3 protein-coding genes are annotated in these 2,655 nt (G+C 65.1%); 1 reads left to right on the plus strand and 2 read right to left on the minus strand.

The window, feature by feature from the left end:
- On the plus strand, positions 1-747 hold a 747-nt coding region (locus tag WBB85_RS23505; RefSeq protein WP_432640983.1), incomplete at its 5' end, for a PLP-dependent aminotransferase family protein.
- Here WBB85_RS23505 and WBB85_RS23510 read toward each other — a convergent pair.
- A complete protein-coding gene (locus tag WBB85_RS23510; RefSeq protein WP_432640984.1) occupies positions 744-2,273 on the minus strand; it encodes a malonate--CoA ligase in 1,530 nt (509 codons plus the stop codon). The genes WBB85_RS23505 and WBB85_RS23510 overlap by 4 nt on opposite strands.
- 58 nt (positions 2,274-2,331) lie before the next feature.
- Positions 2,332-2,655: metal ABC transporter permease (locus WBB85_RS23515; protein ID WP_432640985.1), on the minus strand; the 324-nt coding region annotated here is incomplete at its 5' end.

A 2,655-nucleotide genomic window follows, 5' to 3' on the forward strand; every position in this document is an offset into this window, starting at 1 on the left:
GGGCTGACACTGCGGCCGCTTCCGGTCGATGCCGAAGGTGCCCACTTCACCACAGCAGCACCCGCAAGGCTCGCTTACCTCACCCCCGCCAACCACTATCCAATGGGCCACCGCATGTCTCTGCGCCGCCGGGCACAGGCGCTCGACTATGCGCGCAGCACCGATGCCCTCTTGATCGAGGACGATTACGACAGCGAGTTTCATTGGCAAGGGCGCGAGATTGCCGCAATGCAGGGGCTTGCCCCCGACCGGGTGATCACGCTGGGTACCGCCGCCAAGGCGCTGATGCCCGCTTTGCGCCTCGGCTGGATCGTAGCGCCCCTGCATCTCGCTGCGCCCTTGCGCGCCGCCCAGCGCAATCTCGGCCTTGCGGCCAATCTGCATGCGCAAGCGGCCCTTGCCGAGTTCATGGATCAGGGCCGCTACCGCGCCCATCTGCGCCGTATCGCGAAGGTCTACGGCGAACGCGGACGGGCGCTGGCAACCGCGCTGAGGGGCATTCCAGGGCTGGAGGTCGCCGACCCGTCGGGCGGCGTCCAGCTGGGCTTCCGGCTGCCACCCGGATGTGAGACGCGCGCGTTGGATGCTCTTCGAGATGCCGGGTTCGGCACGGCAGCCCTGTCGGATTACTGCATCGCGGAACCGCAGGAAGGTCTCATCTCGGGTTTCGCCGAAGCCACGCCTGAGCGTATCGTCAGGTTTACAAAGGTGCTGCGGCAGGCCCTTTCCCAAAGCAAGGTGGCTTAAAACCCACCTTGCGAACCGGACCGCGCAAAGGCATCCCGGAAGTCATCCCGAAGCAGGTTCTTCTGCACCTTGCCCATTGTATTGCGTGGCAGCCCCTCGCGGATCGCGATCAGTTTCGGCTGCTTGAACCGCGCAATCCGGTCCCCCAAGGCCACTTGCAATGCTTGCGGATCGAGGTCCGCCCCGGCTTCGGGCACCACCACGGCCACAACACCCTCGCCGAAATCGGGATGCGGCGCGCCGATCACCGCACTTTCGAGAACCCCCGGCAGGTCATCAAGCGCCAACTCCACCTCTTTCGGATAGATGTTGAACCCGCCCGAGATGATCAGGTCCTTTCCACGCCCGACAATCGTGACATAACCGTCCCCATCCACCAGCCCCAGATCGCCGGTGATAAAGAACCCGTCAGCACGCAGTTCCTCGGCCGTCTTCTCCGGCATGTTCCAATAGCCCTGAAAGACATTGGGGCCGCGCACCTCGATCACCCCGATCTCGCCCCCCGGCAGTTCGGCCCCCGCCGCGTCGCAGACCTTCAACTCCACCCCCGGCAGCGGCAATCCCACCGTGCCCGCCCGTCGGTCGCCGTCATAGGGGTTCGAGGTGTTCATATTGGTCTCGGTCATGCCGTAGCGTTCGAGAATCCGGTGATCAGTCCGCGCCTGCCATTGCCGGTGCGTCTCGGCCAGCAAGGGCGCTGAACCCGATATGAAAAGCCGCATGTTGCGGACAAGGTCCAGCGTCAGACGCGGATCGTCCAGCAACCGTGTATAGAAGGTCGGCACCCCCATCATCACCGTCGCCTGCGGCAGGTGCCGGATCACCGCGCCTGCATCAAATTTCGGCAGGAACACCATCGGGCAACCGGCCAGCAAAGCCACATTGGTCGCCACGAACAGCCCGTGGGTGTGGAAGATCGGCAGGGCATGCAAAAGCACATCCCGGTCAGTAAAGCGCCAATAATCGACCAGAACCTCGGCATTCGACAAAAGGTTGCCGTGGCTCATCATCGCGCCCTTCGACCTTCCGGTCGTGCCCGACGTATAAAGCAGCGCCGAGAGGTCGTCGGCCCCACGTTCCGCCGGGGGAACCGGTCCCGCCGTGGCAGCAAGCCCGGCGAAGGAGCCGGTGCCATCCGCATTCAGAACCATCAGCCGCGAACCGCAACCTGCCGCCACCGGCGCAAGCGCCGCCGCGGCCCGGCCATCGCACAGCAAGAGTTTCGCCCCGGCATCGGACATGAAATACGACACTTCGGAGGCGGTATATGCAGTGTTGAGCGGCAGAAACACCACCCCCGCCCGGATCGCCCCGGCAATGACCGCCAGCATGTCGGGGCTTTTCTCCAGTTGCAGCGCCACCCGGTCGCCCGGCTTCAGTCCTGCCGCAACCAGCGCCCCGGCAAACCGCGCCGCCCGCGCCGAAAAATCCTTATGGCTGACCCGCGCCCCGTCCGGCAGGATCAGGAAATCGGCCGAACTGCCCTCATGCCGCCCGAAGAGCGCGTCATAAAGATGGTTCGCCATGATCCTGCCCCGCCTGCCGCTTCCACTTGCTCCAAATATCCCCGCCGGAGGCAAGAATCTAGCGCCCTGCCCGTCCCGTGATCAGGCTGAGGGCAAAGAGCCCGGCAGCGGCCACGACGATGGAGGGCCCCGCAGGCGTATCAAAGTGAAGCGACAGGCCCAACCCGCAGAGCACCGCCAGACTGCCAAGCGCCACAGCCCAGACCGCCATCGCCTCGGGGCTGCGGGAAAAGGCGCGCGCGGTTGCTGCCGGAACGATCAGCATCGCCGCGATCAGCAACGCCCCGACGATCTTCAGCGCGACTGCGACGACAAGCGCCAAAGCCAGCGTCAGCACCAGCTTTTCGCGTCGCGGGTCAATCCCGGAGGCCTGGGCCAGTTC

It is taken from the genome of Albidovulum sp. (assembly GCF_049646345.1).
GTDB lineage: Bacteria > Pseudomonadota > Alphaproteobacteria > Rhodobacterales > Rhodobacteraceae > Albidovulum.